Raw genomic sequence first — 18,538 nt, 5'->3', positions numbered from 1 at the left:
GGAGAACTGTATCTCAGAATCCTCTTTGGAAGGGAGGTTTGCAATTGCATGAATTAGCGCTAATCCAGGATCTGCTTGATAATGTTCGTGCACATGCTAAACGAAATGGTGTAAGCAAGGTTACCAAAATAAATCTTATAGTAGGAAAATTGTCAGGGGCACTGCCCCATGCTTTGGAATTCGGTTTCAATGTTATAAAGAAGGGGACTGAATTAGAAGGGGCTATATTAGTCATAGCTGAAACAGATCCGATTATGCAATGTCATTCTTGCGAACATAAATATACTTCCACTGAATTAGTATTTGCATGCGAGCAATGTGGCGGTAATGATATCGAAATTATTGAGGGAAAGGATATCATATTAGAAAAATTTGAAGGCATGGAAGGGGAAAATGCAAATGGTTAAGGTCATAATAGCCGAAAAATTATTAAAGGCAAACGAAGAAATAGCTGCGGTTAATAGGCGTCTTCTTGAGGGAAAGGGAGTTGTTATGGTTAATTTGATAGGTGGACCAGGCGCTGGTAAAACAACTCTTTTAGAAAAGACCCTCCCTCTTCTGACGGATAAATTTTGTGTTGCAGTTATAGAAGGAGATATTTACACTACCTATGACGCTGAAAGAATAGCTAAGACAGGCGTGGAGGTGGTACAAATTAATACTCATGGAGCATGCCACCTTGATGCGAAAATGATTGGGGATGCATTAAATCAACTGCCGCTTGACGAGTTAGATCTTATAATTATAGAAAATGTGGGGAATCTCGTTTGCCCAGCCGAGTTTGATTTGGGGGATGATTATAAGATTACTATATCGAGCGTTACTGAGGGCATGGACAAGCCGGCCAAGTATCCCCTGGCATTCCGTGAGGCTTATGGAGTTGTTATCACTAAAACCGATCTGCTTCCTTATACTGTTTTTAATCTCGGGTCATATGTTGAAGAACTATTTAAAATAAATGGCAATTTAAAAATATTTCCAGTATCTGCTCTAAAGGATGAGGGTATAGAAGATTGGAGCCAATTAATAGGTAGGATGATTTGGAGAAAAAGGAGAAATTTAACTGTAATATAATATTGATTAAATATGTTGAATTACCAGTAGAACAGATCTTACGAGTTGTATATTACGGATTTGGGGGTGAAGTTCGTGGCAAACTCCGTGGGTCGCACAGTTTTCAGAATCGAAGGGATTGTTCAGGGGGTGGGATTTCGGCCGTTCGTTTATCGACTGGCGAAGTCACATCGTTTGAGTGGGAGAGTATGGAACGCAGGAGAAGGTGTGGTTGTTGAGGTGGAAGGCCTGAAGGAGGAAATGCGGCAGTTTGCCATCGAGGTTGTTGAGGAAGTTCCGACACTGGCTCTGATAACTAAGATTCAAAAAAATGAGCTTAACCCAAAAGGTTATTCAAATTTCGAAATTATTCAGAGTATGGGTCTGTCGAAAGGTAAAGTCATGGTTCCGCCGGATATCACAATCTGTAACGAATGCAAAGAAAACATAAATGACTCAGCTAGTCGCCATTATCGTTATCCTTTTACAAATTGTACCAACTGCGGCCCGCGATTTACCATTGTCAGGCAGTTGCCTTATGACAGGGAAAAAACATCGATGAAAATCTTTAAAATGTGTACGGATTGTGCGGTTGAGTACATTGATCCTCTTGACCGTCGGTTTCACGCCCAACCGGTAGCGTGTCCCGCCTGTGGCCCGCAGGTTGAGTTGGTTGATCGGCATGGTCAAAAGGTTTCAGGGAATTGGTTGGAAGCTTGCCAGGGGTTATTGAAGGAGGGATCTATAATCGCTCTGAAAAGCCTCGGCGGGTTTCATCTTGCCTGTGATGCACAGAATGAACAGGCCGTGAGGAGATTAAGGCACCTAAAGAAAAGGCCGCATAAGCCCCTGGCCGTTATGTGCCGTAATTTGGAAACAACTGCTGAGTATTGCAGGTTAAGTGCTGCGGAGGTCTCCTTGCTTTCCTCGCCTGCATCGCCAATAGTTATTTTAAAGAAAAATAATGGATATTCCCTTCCACGGGAGCTTTCGCCGGGGCATGACACCCTGGGGGTAATGCTGCCGTATACCCCCTTGCATATCTTGCTATTGGACCAGGGACCGCCGGTGTTGGTAATGACCAGTGGCAATTACAGCGATATGCCACTATGTGTTGAGAACCGGGAGGCTTTAGAAAATTTGGGTTTTATTGCTGACTATTTTTTGTGGCACAACCGATCGATTGTCAACCGGTGTGACGACTCTGTAGCAAGTGTAGTGGCCGGTAAAACTCAGTATTACCGACGTTCCAGAGGGTATGTTCCGATGCCCCTCAATGTTCCAGTTGACGATACAAAATCGTTGGCAATTTTGGGCATGGGTAGTGATAAGAAGAACACCTTTTGTCTTTTAAAGGGCAAGCAAGCTTTCGTGAGCCAGCATATCGGTGACCTTGGTACTCTTGAAGGAGAACAAAATTACACAGACAGTTTGCAAAATTTTAAAGCCCTAATAAATGCTGAACCACAGTTAGTGGTCTTTGATCTTCACCCTGAATACCGATCTTCTGGGTTAGCCCGAAAGGCTGAGGGAGTTGCTCACATAGCCGTCCAACATCATCACGCCCACCTAGCTTCGTGTATGGCCGATAATTATCTAAATGAGCAGGTAATCGGAGTAATCCTGGACGGTACGGGCTACGGTACGGATGGTTACTCCTGGGGCTTTGAAATTTTGAGGGGCGATTATATTAATTTTGAGCGTGAATTTCATTTAGATTATATTCAGCTTCCAGGGGGAGACAACGCCGTGCAAAATCCTTGGAAGACTGCAGTGTCTTACCTTTTAAAGTATGGCGGCGAAAAGGGACATTTATTAGCAAAAGATATTTTCAAGGAAAAGGTAAAGGAAATTGAGGTTATCAGGAAGGCTGTTAAAACTGGTTTGAACTCCCCCCAGGCAGGTAGTTGCGGGAGGCTTTTTGACGCGATTTCAGCTTTACTGGGCATCTGCCATACGATCAGTTATGAAGGTCAGGCAGCTGTAGAACTGAGTAATCTTGTATCGTGGCCAGACAGTGATAAAGAAGCCGAATTTTTGGCAAAATCACACTCTCCCTACCCGTTTGAGATTAGAGAAGGAATAATTGATCCAGGTCTAATGGTTATAAAAGTGATCGAGGATATCAAAAAAGGTGTTCCCGTGAACACAGTTGCTAGGCATTTTCACGACACTGTAATCGCAATGGTAGTAGAATCGGTAAAGCTGGTTGGAAATCGGGGAGGTCCTAACAAGGTGGTTTTCAGTGGCGGTAGTTGGCAAAACCATTATCTCCAAATCATGACCCAATATCTTTTAGTTAAACAAGGTTACGAGGTGTTTAGTCATCGTAATGTCCCGACAAATGATGGTGGACTGTCCTTAGGGCAGGCAATGATCGGTTATTGGAGGTGTAGGGAAAATGTGTCTGGGTGTACCAGTGAAGGTATTATTGGTAGATAGGAATGACAACGTGGCGATAGTAGATAACTCTGGGGTTGAACTTCGTGTAAACATTTCTCTACTTTCCGAAGTGAGTGTGGGTGAATACGTAATGATCCATGCCGGTTTTGCAATTGGAAAGGTTGATCTCGCCGAAGCCCGCGAAAGCCTCAAAGTATGGAAGGAGTTTATAGAGTATGTCAGTACTTATGAGTCTTAAGGATACGGGTTTGGTCGAAGCGGCTGTTGAAAAGGTTCTTGAGCTGGCGTTTAAGGTCACTAGCCGGTTGGGGAAACGCCCTGTTTTTATGGAGGTCTGCGGTACCCATACTGTTTCCATTTCTAGAAGCGGTTTGCGCGGGTTGCTCAAAGAAGTGCTTGAGTTGAAGAGCGGCCCCGGCTGCCCAGTTTGCGTTACCTGCCAGGAAGATATCGACAAAGCCATCGAAATAGCTCGCTTAAATGGAGTAACCATTGCTACTTTTGGTGATATGTTGAGGGTTCCTGGCAGCGTCTCGTCATTGGAGATTGAAAGGGCAACCGGAGCAGACATACGGATCATGTACTCTCCTTTGGAGGCTGTAACTCTGGCCCAAAAGCACCCGGACAGACAGGTTGTCTTGCTGGGTGTTGGTTTTGAAACTACTACACCCCTCGTGGCTTTAAGTATAAAAGAAGCTATGGCCCACGGTGTAAAAAATTTTTCGGTGCTTAGTTTGCATAAAACAGTGCCGCAGGTTTTGAAAGTATTGCTGGAAGACCGGGAATGCACCTTTGACGGGTTGCTTTTGCCAGGCCACGTTTGCGCTATAACTGGCCGTCGCCCTTTTGATTTTATCGCCCAGGATTACGGCGTTCCTGCTGCTGTTACAGGGTTTGAACCTTTTGATATTCTGGCGGGTCTAGAAATATTGTTGGGGCAGGTATTTTTAGGGCAGCCCTTAGTGGCTAACGCTTACAAACGTCTCGTTACCGAAGACGGTAACGAATTGGCACTAACTGCAGTTAAAGAATGCTTCGAACCTGTTGATGCAGTATGGCGGGGCTTAGGCAAAATACCTTCAAGCGGCCTAGGGTTAACCACCCCGTATGAGCTTTTTGATGCAGCTCTCCGTTATCCAGTGGAGCCCCCGCCCTCACGGAATGTACTCGAATGCCGTTGTGGAGACTTACTGAAAGGTAGGATCTCGCCCCCTCAGTGTCCTTTATTTAAAAATACATGTACCCCTTGCCACCCGGTAGGCCCTTGTATGGTTTCTTCCGAGGGGGCCTGTGCAGCCTATTACCAGTACGACGATAATTAGGAGGTGTGGCATGAACAGGGTGATGGAAAAATATGATGCCCAGGGGAAAAGGATTTTATTATCCCATGGTGACGGGGGAGCTTTAACCAAAGAATTAATTAATGAAATATTTTTTAGAAACCTTAAAAACGATATCCTGGAAAAGGAAGGAGATGCAGCCTGCCTGCCGGTTTTGGATGGTGCCCCAGCCATGACTACCGATTCTTTTGTGGTCAACCCAGTCTTTTTTCCCGGCGGAGATATCGGCAAATTGGCGGTGTGTGGCACGGTAAACGATCTAGCCGTAAGTGGAGCCGTACCCAAGTACCTGACGACAGGGTTTATGCTCGAGGAAGGTTTCCCAATAGACCAGTTAGAGCAAATAGTCCACTCTATGTCGGTGGCAGCAAAGGAAGCCGGAGTAATGGTGGTAGCCGGCGATACCAAAGTTGTTGAAAGGGGCCACCTGGACGGTATCTTTATTAATACAACGGGGTTAGGCGTCTTGCCGCCCTGGGCTAACCTTGGTTATCATAGAATCTCGCCTGGTGACAAGATTCTGATCAATGGGGGCATCGGGGAGCACGGTGTGGCCGTGATGGCAAAGAGAGAGGGCTTTGATTTTAGTGTTAAGAGTGATTGTGCCGCGCTTGGTAACATAATCGGATTATTGTTAAAGAAATTTAAGGGAGTTAAGTTTATGCGCGACCCTACTAGAGGAGGGGTTGCAACTGCCCTTAAAGAAATAGCACTGTCTTGTGGTCATGACTTTTACCTTAATGAAAATTCCCTACCGATAGACAACGAAGTCAGGTCAATATGTGACCTTTTGGGGCTTGATCCGCTTTATCTTGCAAATGAGGGTAAGTTTTTGATAGTTGTAGACTCCGAGGAGTGTGAACAGATAATGAACGAGCTCTGTGAACACCCCCTAGGTAGGCAGTCCTGCTGTATTGGAGAAGTGCGGGCGGGAAAGGGAAACTTGTTACTGAAAACCGCCATTGGGGGGACAAGGCGCTTGGAGTTATTCGCGGGTGCAGTTTTGCCAAGGATATGTTAGTAGATGGATCTATGGTAATGCTTCTAACCACCGAGTGCTTGATCTTAGACATTCAGCCTAAGGTGGGTGGAGCCCCTGGAATGGAAATGATGTAAAAAGCACCTGAAAACTTGTGTACCTGGCGTTGACATCCATAAAGATAAATTTGGCAAATGAAAAAAAGAGGTTTTCATAAGTACAGGAACTTATGAAAACCTCTTTTTTGATAAAACTTAGAAAGTTGGCATAAGATTCAAAGAGATGATTCAATCAATTTATGTACAACTTTATATCTCTAGTAATTGAGTTGAGAAATTAGGAGAGATCCTGGAAAGTTAAACAAAGAAAAATTAATTATTACAATGAGAGGACATTTATTATTGCCGATTTCAGTACAAACATTATGCAAAAAATTACATTTTAGGATATAACAGAACACTTGTAATTAATAGGATGAAGTTAAAATTTGAATAAATAACTAATTAGTGTATAATGATGGGACTTTAGTAATTATTTGGGGGGTGAAGGCTTTGCTGGAAAATGCAGATATACCTTATCAAGACCCTGGTGACAGTTATAATGCAGGGCAAATTGAAGTGCTCGAAGGATTGGACCCTGTTCGTAAACGTCCTGGAATGTATATTGGTAATACGAGCACCCGAGGCCTCCATCAGCTTGTTTATGAGATCGTTGATAACAGCATTGACGAAGCGTTAGCCGGTATTTGCGATTTAATTGATGTATTTATTCATACAGACAGTAGCATTACTGTAATAGATAATGGGCGGGGAATTCCAGTAGATATACATTCTAAAACTGGGAAACCCGCTGTCGAGGTGGCTCTGACGGTATTACACGCTGGTGGGAAATTTGGCGGGAGCGAGAGCGCTTATAAAGTGTCAGGTGGACTTCACGGAGTAGGTTTAAGTGTCGTGAATGCTTTGGCAAAATGGTTAATTGTGGAGGTCTCAAAAGGGGGCCATGTATATCATCAGGAATATTCACAAGGAAAACCTACTACAGAACTGGCGAATATAGGGATAACTGATAAAAATGGAACAAGAATATCCTATGCCCCGGATCCGGAAATTTTCGAAGATACCGTTTATGACTTTGATATTCTGGCACATCGTCTTAGAGAGCTGTCTTTTTTAAATAAAAGCGTGAAGATCAACCTAACGGATGAGCGAACAAATGTCAAAGAAACGTTTTTACATACGGGTGGTATTCAGGATTTTGTGATTTATCTCAACAAAAGCAAAGACTGTTTGCACCAACCAATATTTATTGAAACAACCAAAGGTCAGGTACAAGTTGAAGTCTGTATTCAGTACAATGACAGTTACGCCGAAAATTTGTTTTCCTATGCTAATAATATTAATACCCAAGAAGGGGGAACTCATGAGGCAGGTTTTAAGGCTGCTTTAACACGGGTGGTAAATGATTATGCCCGTAAAAGTAATATGCTAAAAGCCACTGATTCCAATCTATCTGGAGATGACATCCGCGAAGGATTGACCGCCGTAATTTCAGTTAAAGTGCCCGACCCACAGTTTGAAGGGCAAACGAAAACAAAACTTGGAAACAGTGAAGTCAGGGGTATCGTGGACTCCGCAACAGGGGAAGGATTAAGTACTTTCCTTGAAGAAAATCCAACAATTGCCAGGGAATTTATTAATAAATCTGTCCAAGCCGCACGAGCGCGCGATGCTGCTCGTAAAGCAAGGGAGTTGACCCGTCGTAAAAGCGCGCTAGAGGGAACCTCTCTGCCGGGCAAACTAGCGGATTGCTCTTGGAAAGAACCGGATTTGTGCGAAATGTATCTGGTTGAGGGAGATAGTGCAGGTGGTTCGGCAAAACAGGGTAGGGATCGACGGTTCCAAGCAATTTTGCCTTTACGTGGTAAAATTTTAAATGTTGAAAAGGCGAGACTCGATAAAATTTTGGGAAATGCTGAAATTCGGGCCATGATTACTGCAATGGGAACCGGTATTTCCGATGAATTTGATATAGGAAAAGCGCGTTATCATAAGCTGATTATTATGACAGACGCTGACGTAGATGGTGCTCATATTCGGACACTCTTATTAACCTTCTTCTATCGCTATATGCGGCCATTAATTGAAAATCATTTTATTTATATCGCTCAGCCCCCTCTTTTTAAGGTGAAAAAAGGAAGAGATATTCAATATGCCTATACAGATAAGGAACTTGCTAAGATTCTGGAGAAGATAGGAAGAGAAAAAGTTGAAATTCAACGCTACAAAGGTTTAGGAGAAATGAATCCAGAGCAGTTGTGGGAAACCACGATGGATCCAACAAAGCGAACGGTCTTACAAGTGACTATGGAAGATGCCATGAGAACTGAAGAAATGTTTACGGTTTTGATGGGAGACAAAGTCGAACCACGCCGAGACTTTATTAATCGTTATGCTAAAGATGTACGTAATCTAGATGCTTAAAAGAGTGTCCATTCATATCAAGTCGTCGCGTATCAGCGTTGGGTGATAATGATAACTCTTTGCTTTAACCGCCATTTCGCACCTGCAAGTATCGTCCCGATTTGTTGGGATAGAAACCGGAGTGTGCACCTAGCGAAGTAGGCTGCGTTTCCCAGAGTCCCCCAAGTGTCCAAAGGTCTTTTGCTTCAACAAGGTATTATCCTATAGGGCCCTTCTCTCATCCCTTTTTCGGTTGCATCCTATGAGCTGGGTCTTCAATGGATGTAGAACCTTGCCGTCGTAATACCGGAGTATCATTCTATTGATGAAAGAATCCATATCACAGTTGTATTTAACTTTCTGCGAAATTTTGACTTTCCCTAATATAAGAATGGCTCTCCTTCGATAGGGGGGCCATTCTTACATTGCAGTATTCGTTTAATCCTTAACCTAAATATTTGCTTGCACACTGTTTGTTCCGACCCTCTATTCTTTGTATAATATTAGCCACCGCGGCTTTTCACTCTAGGCAGACAACGTAGTTCGTTACCTCCCTTTGTTCCGAGGTCAGTCTCCGAATTCGGTCACTAAGTAACAGGAGGCTCTTCATTAGATATTCAGTCTTGACGGATGTTTCCCTGTTGTAGGGGTTCTCTACGTACCTTCCCTTCACCACCAGGGCAAAAGGTATTTTTATCCTGCCATTGACGGATCATCATGTACAAGCTTAGTACCAATATAGATCCTACTATTATAGGAAAGCCCCATAGAACCAAAGGCGAGGTCTTATGAACCACTGTAGCAATAGCCGTGTAACCAGGTATCATCCAAGTGAAAACATGGGCCTGTATCATTGCAATTGCACCGATGATAATCGTAAAGACAACCGATACCCACACAACACGGCGAATAATATCACCTTCAGCTCCTGGAATATTTACCGATGCCGTTACTATCGCGAGGTCCTGAGGCGCACAAGATTTGCCCATTACACCGCCGGAGCTCAGAGTGCTGGCGGCCAGTAAAGAGCTGTGCCCGGAATGATCAGCGGAAACAACAACCATTTGACCAAATAAGGCATTTGATGCAGCATCCGTACCGGTAAGAAAGACCCCTAGCAGACCAAGTATTGCGGTACTCATCGGGAGCCAAAAACCGGTTGTAGCGAAGGCCATGCCCATGGTATAGGTCATAGCTGAGTAGTTCATTACTTGTGAAATACCAAGAATGAACATGATTGTTGCATATGCCGAAGCTAACTGCACGACAGTTGTTTTAAAGGACTTTGCTGCACGACGGAAACCTATCCCGGTAACCAGAATGGTAATAAGCCCTACAAAAAAGACCAGTGTACCACCAACTGTCAGCAAGGGCCAAGGACCCCAGATTGCGTTATATTTTTCGATGTTTATAGTTGCGGGAGGTACCTTTGAAACCATTTGGTGCAGATTTGGCCACAGTATCTTAACAGTACTGACTTTTACACCAAATGCCTTTATCGTGGATGAGGTGTTCACAATGCTAATAAAAGCAATCATTAAAATATATGGAGACCATGCTCGCAAGGTTTTCGACAAAGGCATTTTTTGGCCTTCGAATCTGGCCGGTGTATCCGGGTCATCATTTGGTAACAACCATAATTTTTCCGGTCTCCAGAAACGGCAGATGATCATGGTAATACCTATTGCTGAAAGTGCTCCAGCAATATCAACGACAAATGGACCAACGGTGTTTGACACTATAAAAGCTGTTACTCCGTAAGAAAGTCCAGCAATTAGCGGAACCCACCAAATTTTTATAAACCCTTTCCAACCGGCAAAGAAACACACCAGAACACAGGCAAAAAGGGCAGTCGTTATTGGGGTTTGCCTTCCAATCATACTCGACAGCGAATTTAGATCAAGACCTGTTACAGATTGAAGCACTACTAGCGGGGTACCCTGAGTGCCATATGCACAGGGAGTTGTGTCAGCTAATAAACAAAGAACCGCCGCTGTCATCGGAGGAAAGCCGACACCAACCATCATAGCTGAAGTAATTGCAATAGGAGCACCGAAAGCCGATATACCTTCAAGTAACGTACCAAAGCCAAAAATGAGAAGAATAACTTGAATTCGACGGTCATTAGTAACATAACCCAATGACTTTTTAATTACCTCGAATTGTCCGCTGTCTACAAGCATATTGTAAACCCAGACTGCGCAGGTTAACGTCCATAAGATTGGCATTAGCGCTAGCATAAATCCATATAATGTTGCATTTGATGCTATACCTATTGGCATATCCCAGACAAAAATTGATAAAATCAACGCAACGATCAGACCCAAACCACACGAAAAGGGAGACGTTCTTTTGAAAACGGCCAGACTAAGAAACATTATAACGAGAGGAAGCACTGCAACAAGTGCGGAACCAGTAAGACTATTAGCTACAGGGGTATATTGCTGAGTCCATTGTATAGATTGCCCGAAAAATCCTCCAGGTAAAAAAGCAGTAATTATAAAAAATAAAGCAAATCCAGCTAATGCAATCTTTCCTTTCTGTTGTTTTGGATTATTTTGTAGCGTTCCAACTTTCATATGGGTCTTGACCCCCTTTAAATTCAGTTGAATTTAAGTAATGGGTAGTAGTCGGTTAGCTCAGTCTGTGATATAGAGCAAGGGAAACATCTTTCATAATGGAAGAGCTATAGAATTGACATTAATACTAGGGCAGGGACTACTCAAATGTAATCGGGAATTCGTGAATATATTCCCTAATGAAGACGCACAGAATTTTTGGCACGACTGCCTGGAATGTAAGAAAGTTTCAACTACGTGGAACGGAGGTCATGGCGTTTGGCGTGTTACACTGCTTGAGCCACCGTACTTTAATTTCGACAGTGTTCATCGAATTCTTGTTCATCGGTACACCGTGGTCTTGTTTTCAAACAGGAAGTTGTTGCCATTAAACCAATAATTGAGATAGATGCAGTTAAATGGCTAAGATATAGGTGGTTATTTTTTAATTTAAATGGAGTTACCAATCACCCCCTGTTTTAAATTTTTTGTTATTTATGGGTTATGCCACATCCAAAGAAATTAGAATTATCAACATTAATTCAGCATGCTTTTAGCAATCACAAATAAGGGGATATCTTTAAGCATCTACTCAAAATTAACTGAATAGGATTACTTATATACCTGGTAATGGATGGTTTGAATTAAATAGAACTACCAATGGTTCCATAATGTCCCTTAAATATTCCTAAACATCAATATGTAGCTGCTTCTTCGGCAAAATACATGGCCCCTTCTTCCCTCGTGAAGAGTAACCGACATCTTTTTATCAAAGATTCCATTCACAAGTCTCTTCTCTGCTTATTTGATAGCAAAAAAGGAGCCTCAAAAATAGCATGAAGCATAGCTTTCATACTATTCTTGGGGCTCCTTTTGTAGTCGTCAGAAAGGTGAATTATTATTACTGTTTCTGAGTCTAGCTTCCAATTCAGGAATTTTGGTTTGCTAAATTAGAGGCTCATCCAAATAGGTAATTTGATCTTACTTGTTGCAAAGTCGTGGTTCAAATCTTTAAAAGGTTAATAAGTGCATTTATACCTTCATTGCAAGATTTTATTATGCTTCCCTCATTTATGCGATTACCGCCTACAAAGTTTCTGCTTTATATCGTTGAAAGGTTGACCGGGGAGAAAATAATATCTCTAAGGTCGTGTTTAATTCTAGGATATTACAGTCTGTTCGGATAATTTAACTTTTATTTTTGAACTCTTAACCTGCCTAACTTACCATGCTGACGACAGCTTCAGCAGTTATTAAAACAGCATGAGCTACGGAATCCGATAGGCCCTGGCATATTTCCTCAGGTATTGACTCAACCTGACAGCCCAAAAACCGTACATCGACACTTTTGCTATCCCGGAGTTTTTTTAAGATATCAAGGGAAGGAAACTGATGTACGGAAAAATCATCCCTCTTGTTTAAAGGGATTTCTTCCAGATCAATTTCCTTTACCGTCCCAGGCTTCAAGCCCAGGTCTATGGCGTCGATCAAGATAACTTGTTTCGGACCGCGCTCCCCCAAAAGTGCGTCCAGTAGAAGATCTCCAGCACTGGTTCCCGCATCAATCACTTCTACACCGTCGGGAAGCTGGTACTTCGCTTTTAAACATTCAATAACGCCGGGGCCAAAACCATCATCTCCAAACAATAAATTCCCGCATCCTACTACTAAAATCTGTCCCGTACGCATTGTTAACTATCTCCTTCTTACTAGTTATAAAGTGTCTTTAATACTTTACCCCGTGCATCCACTATTTCGAGTCTTACGGACAGGCTACCGTCAACCTTGTGCGTTGCGCAGCTAAAGCACGGGTCATAAGCTCGAATAGCCATCTCAATCTTATTAAGATCTTCTTCGCTGCATTTTCCATCTGCAAGGACGAGACGCGCCGCTCTAAAAGCCGAAATATTAATAGCCGCATTGTTATGGGTAGTACCTACAATAAGGTTCACCTTGGTCAGACACCCGTTGGAATCAGTCTCATAGTCGTGAATTAAAGTTCCTCGTGGCGCTTCAACCACGCCTACACCACGACCGGCACGCGGTTCTGCTTTCTCGCGTACATGCGTTCCAGTAATCCCTTCGTCCTCAAGCAGTTCGACCGCCCGTTCTGCTGCAAATAAAGCTTCAATGAGCCTGGCCCAGTGATAAAGGAAAGTGTGGTGTGCTACTCCGCCTACTTCTGCTCGGAACTCGATCAGTTCCTTTTGCGCAAGAGGTGTAGGAATGTAATCGCAAACATTTAGTCTTGCCAACGAGTTAGTGCGGTAAACACCTAATGGATGGTCAGGATTCATCGATAAACTGCCCGCTGATAAATCATATGGAAACTTCATGTAGGTCCAATCTTCAGAGTGTTCTCCGATATAATTTAAATAGTCAACGGGCTCGAATTCCACGCGGCTACCATTTGTCCTTTGCAAACGCAGTTTCCCATCATAAAAGTTCAAATCGCCGTTTTTTCCCACCATACCCAGGTAGCCGGTCTCCATAGGTTTTGACAGTTTTAATTCTGGTAAAAGCTTAGCAAAAACGTTATTCTTTGCAAAATCAAGAGCAAATCGGGTGAAGTCAAGACACTCTCCAGCCATTGCCCTTAATTCTTTTCTTTGTTCCTCGTTTATCGTCCGGCTAAACCCACCCGGCACTGCCGCATCGGGGTGTATCGCTTTTCCAGCTATGATTTCAGTCATTTTTTGGGCGGCATGCCTGACCTTAACAACCTTTTGGACTAGTGCTGGGTGTTTTTGAGCAAGGCCCATGACATTTCTAAGCAGGTAATCTGTACCCGGCTCAGTCAAGAAATCGGCTCCAGCTAGAAAGAAGAAGTGTAGTAGGTGACTGTGGATAAAATGGGCAGAATATGCCAACTCCCGGATCTTTTTTGCCGTTTCTGGAATCTGCACTCCATAAACCGCATCTGCGGCTTTAGCCGAGGCCAAATGGTGCGCCCATGGACATACCCCACATATCCTTGTCACAATGCGCGGCATTTCCTCAACTGGACGCCCTATGCAGAATTTCTCAAAACCTCTCAGTTCGACTACCTGTACCCTTGTATCGGTAACTTTTCCAGCATCATCAAGAATAACTGTAACCCGGGCATGTCCTTCGATGCGAGAGACTGGCTGTATGATAATCTCTTTTCCCAAGTTCTACACCCCCTTAGCGAATCGGTCGCAAATTGTTGTGAGCCCCCGTAAACCAGTTAAAAGCTGCTCGCCGGTCGTTAACATCCCTTAACGTGTACCCATAACTAGATAGTGAACCAAGCAGTTCAGCACGTGGGTTGTCTCCAATTCTCTTGGGACCCATGCATCCCCGGCAAGGCATATCTACTTTAAGGCACTTGGCCCCACAACCGCTTCTGGTAGCTGCCCCCATGCAAAAATAACCCTGCTCAAAAACGCACCGGTCATTGATTGGCAGAGGCTCAAGTGGTCGGATCATTTCAGGAAACGCTAAACCGTTGTCAGCGGAGACAGTTCGTTTTTCCTTGGTTTTCGGGCACTCGTTGCAGACTGTGTCAATAGGCAATTCAAACTTCCTACCCTCGAGAACCGCCGTAAGAGCTGAAGCAAACATTTCGGGAGAAGGCGGACATCCTGGGATAAAAATATCAACCTGCATAACCTCGTTCAGGGCAGTAACCTTGTTAGTAAAGGCCGGTAATTTCATAAGCTTACTATCTTCCTCTATGAACTCAGGAGGATAAATACCTTCTTTTAACACGTCTAGAGGTATGACATTGGCCATGGCGGGAATCCCACCCATACAAGCACAAGTTCCGTTTGCAATAACTATGTCGCATTTTTCCCGCACTGCTCTGGCAACCTCTAAATTTTCCTCATTACGGATGCTACCTGAAAGAATGCCTATATCAGCCTTGGGAATGTTAATTTCACGACTACCATTCTCGGCACTAAAATATTTGTGGTCCATTAGCAATGGCGCGTGAACTATGCTGATCTTTTCCAGAACTTTCAAAAGGTCCTCGCCGAGGTCGAGGATCGAAACCTCACAGCCGTCACAGGCCGACAGCATCTCCATTACAACTTTAGGTCTCAAATTCGTCACCTCCCACTCGTTCTAACCAGCTAAAATTATCTTTTTCAAGAGTTGTAGGGGTAAGTACCCCCTTTTCCAAACGGGGGTACTTACCTGTAACGTTTACAATTAGCGAATCAGGTACGGGACGGTCTCAAGTTCAATGGCATCTAATTGGCACATAAATTTGCAGACATCGCAGTACCAACAGTCATCACGATAAGCCATGTATGGGAAACCTTGGTTATCAAGGCGCAACACGTCGCGTGGGCAGAACTCAACACAGTTGCCGCACCCATCGCATTTAGACTTATCAACTTTAACCCACTCATACTTTTTGCAATCACAGCCACTCATCTACTAGTCCTCCTTTTTGACAAACATTCTCTTGGGTATATCCATTCCTTCCCGGTCAACCTTTTCAACGATCCAGGGGTCATTAAAATCGTTAGGGGGATGGGTAAACCCTTTTCCAAGGTCATGCTTCATCTCCGGATAGTCGTACTCCAGCCTGTTCGGGTAATCCCACTTGTATTTCTGAACATCCTTGCTCGATAACTCCATTTCATTGGTGTCGAGATTCTTTTTGACGACGCAATACTTCCCGTCCCATTTTGGATCACGAGCAGGATAGGCCAGGCGATAGTGGCTAAGACCCCAGCGACTTTCGGTACGAAACAGGGAAGCCTTAGTCGCCATTTCGGCGCAGTCGATGATGCTTTGAACTTCAGTGGCCTTAATCATATCGTGGTAATCTCGAACCTTGATGTTGGGAACGTCTTCACGACGCATCCGTTCTATCCACCAGAGCATCTTTTGCATAAGTGGATCGCTCTTGGGCGGTGTAATATACTGACTAATTTTGGTTCTAATTTTGGTTTCTACCTGATCAACAGGCAGTCCATCAGGACGATCAAGTGGTGCTCTGATTTCCTTCCAAAGGTTGTCAACGTCTACTTTGAGCTTGGGAGCTTTTGCAGTTGCAGCATATTCTGCTGCTGCTCGGCCGGCAATCCCTCCAAATACAAAGGCACCTGGTAGGTATTGCTGTGGTACAGCAGCACAGTCACCTGCAGCAAACAAGCCCTTGACCGTGGTCTCGGTGTTTTTATTTACGAAAATACCTGACATGCTGTGGCCACTGCACAGGGTGATTTCTTCCATACCCTGTTCTACTGAATCCCAACACCGGTAGTTCTCATTCCGCTGTTTATGGAACTGCCCCCGCACCGTACGCTCTGTGCCCCACAGAATTTTTTCCAAACCCTGAATGGTTTCCTCTGGGAGATGGTCCAACTTAAGGTAAACTGGACCACGACCTTCCATAAATTCCTTCCAAACCGCTAGGAACATATCGCCTGACCAATAACCGTGACTCCAGTATTTTTCACCTAAAGCATTGATGCCATATCCACCGCGTGGAATAACCACATAACCGCAGGCCGGGCCGTTAAAATCTTTCATCAGTAGATTAGTTTGGAAACATTCCATATTAACTAGTTCGGCCCCGGCATGGTAGGCAAGAGAAAATCCTTCGCCAGTATTGCCAGGAAATTCATAAATGCCACTTAGATATCCATCACGTGGCATTCCGAACTTGCCAACGCAACCGGAGGTGATAATCACTGCTGGGGCACTGATAAGATAGTGCTGTCCAGTTCTAATATTAAATGCAAAAACACCTGTGACCTTGCCGTCTTCCGTAAAAAGACGCACTACTGGAGTCCGGTCGAGGACGGTGCAGCCCAATTTTCTGACCTCACGAGCAAGAGCTCGTTTGATGTCTTCTCCATCCATCGCCAGGTAAAGTGGCTTGTTCGTAGGATGCAAATAATTACACTTGTAATTACCATTCTCATCTACTGGGAATAGGTCGCCGGGTTCTCGACCGGTATAGTCCTCTAAGTCTTTAATAACACCATAGGTGCCTTGCCCCAGGGTATAAGCTAAATCTTGGTCTAAAATACCTTCTGATACCTTGGTCAGTGCTTCAACAACATCCTCAGGAGTCCCATAACCTGGCACCGAAACAATATTTAATGCATCCATTCCACGACCGATAGCACCAGAGGTTTCAATGGGTCCTTTGTCTAAAACAACCACTCTGGCCTTTGGGTTTGCATTTTTTGCCTTAATTGCTGCAAAAGTTCCTGCACTTCCTCCACCAAGGACTACTACATCAGCTTCAATTCTTCTTATTGCCACAATTCATCCTCCTTTTCAAATGGAATTTACATAATAATGCAAGGGAAACATCTTTCATAATGGAAGATCTGTAAAGTTGCATGGGGCAAGATATAACTACCCCAAACATATTGGGAATTCGTGAATATATTCCCTAACGACAGTGTGCGTGTGGCCTTTTTGGCAGGATTGTGCTCATGAGGAATTTATCTGTTCGGCATGCAAAGAAGCTTTGACTACATGGAACAGAAGTCGTTGACGTCTGGCGTGATACAACAAACTGCCTGAACCCAGAATAAGTAAGATATGAGTTCTGTAATTTTCTGGTGATCCTACACATGTCTCTATACAAGGTGTTCACCAGGGAGCAGTAACTAGAATCCTAATTGGAATAATTTGTGTTCTGGTTTCAATTGGCGCACTTCTCGAAGCTACGGTCTTGTTTTACATTAGAATTTTTGAACAGGGCCCTATCTTTTCGAGAATTGTACAGTGTGGTCAAGGAATTATCACGCTTGCACGTGTTGAAGGGTAAGTTCTTTGGTGTACCACCTCCAACGGCAATGACCTGAAAAAGGAATAAGCCTTGGCCTATCTTATTCCTCTCGTACTTCGGATATTCTACAATGTCTTATATTGATCCTATATTTATTTTTATCAGGGGAGACGATATGGAGGATCATAAGGCCACTTTAATGACTTAAAACCAAAATCATACCGGCCTATATATTCTGACCTATCCTATGTCATCCTCATAAAAGGAAAAGAAGCAGCCTCGAAAGACTCCTTCTTTTCCTTTTAGATAATTGACGTATAAATTATCGATGCAAGTTGGTAAATTCCATTTTTGCTTTCTGAGGCCCTTTGGGAGGGTAGAAGGGGTAATCATACCAACCCATAGAATCTGAACGACCATAGGCCATCCTGAGGGGAGCTTTTTCGGGGAAAGGATAAAAGCAGCCTTCAATTGACCTCCTTTTATCCTTTTAGGTTATTATTGACGTATGCAGTTATCGACGTAAGTTGGTGAAATTTGTTTGTTCATGTTTAAAAACCCTCTAAAAAGCGTAGATTTTATCAAAACTAACTTATACATTTTGATCAATTTTAGGCCTTCCTAAGGGAGGTGTCTTCCGGGGAAATATTGACGCTACCGTCTGCTGTTGCCCACGGCCATAACTAGTTTTCTGCAAGATATTTCGTGTTATTTTTCATGAACTCGGCTTTTTGTAAATTAATTAGAAAAGTTTTAATTGATTCAGTTCATTCTCCCCGATAACTGGAGTACTAAGACAAAGATACCGCATGTCAACGGTTAATACTTTATATGCCTGGAGAGCTTGTCTTGCGCTAGTGTAAAGATTGTCGATTACCAGCTTCTAAAGCAAATTATCTTGTCAGACGGTATAATTGTTTATACGATCTAACGAAATAACAGTTATACGATCTAACGAAATAACAGTTATACGATCTAACGAAATAACAGTTATACGATCTAACGAAATAACAGTT

General features: G+C 43.5%; 14 protein-coding genes. 8 read left to right on the top strand and 6 right to left on the bottom strand.

Annotated features, from left to right (window positions below; all coding sequences use genetic code 11):
• Nucleotides 1–44 precede the first annotated feature (44 nt).
• From hypA to gyrB, 7 genes are all read left to right on the top strand, one after another.
• Complete coding sequence (hypA, locus tag E4K68_RS18940) at nt 45–407, top strand: hydrogenase maturation nickel metallochaperone HypA (RefSeq protein ID WP_158291472.1); 363 nt, start codon at nt 45–47, stop codon at nt 405–407.
• Entirely contained in the window at nt 400–1,074 is a 675-nt protein-coding gene (gene hypB / locus E4K68_RS18935) for a hydrogenase nickel incorporation protein HypB (RefSeq protein ID WP_199241833.1), read from the top strand. The genes hypA and hypB overlap by 8 nt, the downstream gene beginning before the upstream one ends.
• 75 nt (nt 1,075–1,149) lie before the next feature.
• On the top strand, nt 1,150–3,495 hold the full coding sequence (gene hypF, locus E4K68_RS18930) for a carbamoyltransferase HypF (protein WP_243450452.1): 2,346 nt from the start codon (nt 1,150–1,152) through the stop codon (nt 3,493–3,495).
• Nucleotides 3,455–3,694: a HypC/HybG/HupF family hydrogenase formation chaperone gene (locus E4K68_RS18925; RefSeq protein WP_135380474.1), complete on the top strand. Its 240-nt coding sequence runs from the start codon at nt 3,455–3,457 to the stop codon at nt 3,692–3,694. The genes hypF and E4K68_RS18925 overlap by 41 nt, the downstream gene beginning before the upstream one ends.
• Nucleotides 3,672–4,778 carry a hydrogenase formation protein HypD gene (hypD, locus tag E4K68_RS18920; RefSeq protein ID WP_135380473.1) on the top strand — a complete coding sequence of 369 codons (1,107 nt, stop codon included), beginning with the start codon at nt 3,672–3,674 and terminating at the stop codon, nt 4,776–4,778. Before E4K68_RS18925 ends, hypD begins: the two co-directional genes overlap by 23 nt.
• A gap of 10 nt (nt 4,779–4,788) precedes the next feature.
• Nucleotides 4,789–5,817, top strand: a complete 1,029-nt coding sequence (gene hypE / locus E4K68_RS18915) for a hydrogenase expression/formation protein HypE (RefSeq protein WP_243450451.1) — start codon at nt 4,789–4,791, stop codon at nt 5,815–5,817.
• 509 nt (nt 5,818–6,326) lie between these two features.
• Nucleotides 6,327–8,258, top strand: a complete 1,932-nt coding sequence (gene gyrB / locus E4K68_RS18910; RefSeq protein ID WP_135380472.1) for a DNA topoisomerase (ATP-hydrolyzing) subunit B — start codon at nt 6,327–6,329, stop codon at nt 8,256–8,258.
• 596 nt (nt 8,259–8,854) lie between these two features.
• Here gyrB and E4K68_RS18905 read toward each other — a convergent pair.
• Entirely contained in the window at nt 8,855–10,816 is a 1,962-nt protein-coding gene (locus E4K68_RS18905; RefSeq protein ID WP_135380471.1) for an L-lactate permease, read from the bottom strand.
• A 179-nt stretch (nt 10,817–10,995) separates the two neighbouring features.
• On the opposite strand from E4K68_RS18905, the gene E4K68_RS20505 reads away from it, so the two are divergent.
• Entirely contained in the window at nt 10,996–11,187 is a 192-nt protein-coding gene (locus tag E4K68_RS20505; protein WP_158291471.1) for a hypothetical protein, read from the top strand.
• Nucleotides 11,188–12,013: 826 nt separating this feature from the next.
• Here the strand turns inward: E4K68_RS20505 and E4K68_RS18900 are convergent.
• The 5 genes from E4K68_RS18900 to E4K68_RS18880 form a co-directional block, all read right to left on the bottom strand.
• Nucleotides 12,014–12,484: a hydrogenase maturation protease gene (locus E4K68_RS18900; protein ID WP_135380470.1), complete on the bottom strand. Its 471-nt coding sequence runs from the start codon at nt 12,482–12,484 to the stop codon at nt 12,014–12,016.
• Between the two features lie 20 nt (nt 12,485–12,504).
• The gene (locus E4K68_RS18895; RefSeq protein WP_135380469.1) at nt 12,505–13,947 is read right to left on the bottom strand and encodes a Ni/Fe hydrogenase subunit alpha; all 1,443 of its coding nucleotides are present in this window, start codon (nt 13,945–13,947) and stop codon (nt 12,505–12,507) included.
• A gap of 13 nt (nt 13,948–13,960) precedes the next feature.
• A complete protein-coding gene (locus E4K68_RS18890) occupies nt 13,961–14,863 on the bottom strand; it encodes a methyl viologen-reducing hydrogenase (RefSeq protein ID WP_135380468.1) in 903 nt (300 codons plus the stop codon).
• 108 nt (nt 14,864–14,971) lie between these two features.
• Nucleotides 14,972–15,199, bottom strand: coding sequence for a ferredoxin family protein (locus E4K68_RS18885; RefSeq protein ID WP_135380467.1), 228 nt, complete (start codon nt 15,197–15,199; stop codon nt 14,972–14,974).
• A gap of 3 nt (nt 15,200–15,202) precedes the next feature.
• Complete coding sequence (locus E4K68_RS18880; protein ID WP_135380466.1) at nt 15,203–17,047, bottom strand: fumarate reductase/succinate dehydrogenase flavoprotein subunit; 1,845 nt, start codon at nt 17,045–17,047, stop codon at nt 15,203–15,205.
• Between the last annotated feature and the right edge of the window lie 1,491 nt (nt 17,048–18,538).

The sequence above is a fragment of the Desulfosporosinus sp. Sb-LF genome (assembly GCF_004766055.1).
Taxonomy (GTDB): Bacteria; Bacillota; Desulfitobacteriia; order Desulfitobacteriales; family Desulfitobacteriaceae; genus Desulfosporosinus.
Note: the sequence above shows the minus strand (reverse complement) of the source record. Positions and strands in the feature narration are given on the sequence as shown.

Excerpts from the sequence above, each read along its gene's own strand:
- E4K68_RS18885 (WP_135380467.1), bottom strand. The coding sequence starts at position 15,199 with ATGAGTGGCTGTGATTGCAAAAAGTATGAGTGGGTTAAAGTTGATAAG.
- E4K68_RS18900 (WP_135380470.1), bottom strand. The coding sequence starts at position 12,484 with ATGCGTACGGGACAGATTTTAGTAGTAGGATGCGGGAATTTATTGTTT.
- hypB (WP_199241833.1), top strand. The coding sequence starts at position 400 with ATGGTTAAGGTCATAATAGCCGAAAAATTATTAAAGGCAAACGAAGAA.
- hypE (WP_243450451.1), top strand. The coding sequence starts at position 4,789 with ATGAACAGGGTGATGGAAAAATATGATGCCCAGGGGAAAAGGATTTTA.
- E4K68_RS20505 (WP_158291471.1), top strand. The coding sequence starts at position 10,996 with ATGAAGACGCACAGAATTTTTGGCACGACTGCCTGGAATGTAAGAAAG.
- E4K68_RS18905 (WP_135380471.1), bottom strand. The coding sequence starts at position 10,816 with ATGAAAGTTGGAACGCTACAAAATAATCCAAAACAACAGAAAGGAAAG.
- hypD (WP_135380473.1), top strand. The coding sequence starts at position 3,672 with ATGTCAGTACTTATGAGTCTTAAGGATACGGGTTTGGTCGAAGCGGCT.
- E4K68_RS18925 (WP_135380474.1), top strand. The coding sequence starts at position 3,455 with ATGTGTCTGGGTGTACCAGTGAAGGTATTATTGGTAGATAGGAATGAC.